Annotated in this window: 1 protein-coding gene; it reads right to left on the minus strand. The window is 61.1% G+C overall.

The features are described 5' to 3' along the window. Positions 1–233 (minus strand): lipid II flippase MurJ (locus tag ACLJNW_RS28190; RefSeq protein ID WP_410961929.1); only part of this gene is annotated, 233 nt, incomplete at its 3' end. Positions 234–239: the final 6 nt, after the last annotated feature.

Consider the following 239-nt stretch of genomic DNA (forward strand, 5'->3'; position numbering starts at 1 on the left):
TCCTCGCCCTGCTGGTTCTTGTACTCTGCCAGGATCGGCACGAAAGCCTGGGAAAACGCCCCCTCGGCGAAGATCCGCCGCAACAGGTTGGGCAGCTTGAAGGCGACGAAAAAGGCGTCGGTGGCGAGGCCGGCACCGAAGATCCGCGCCAGGATGGTATCGCGGACGAAGCCGAGGACCCGCGACAGCATGGTGATGGAACTCACCGCCGCCAATGATTTGAGAAGATTCATGGATGT

It is taken from the genome of Salmonella sp. SAL4457, assembly GCF_046548235.1.
GTDB lineage: Bacteria > Pseudomonadota > Gammaproteobacteria > Enterobacterales > Enterobacteriaceae > Salmonella > Salmonella enterica.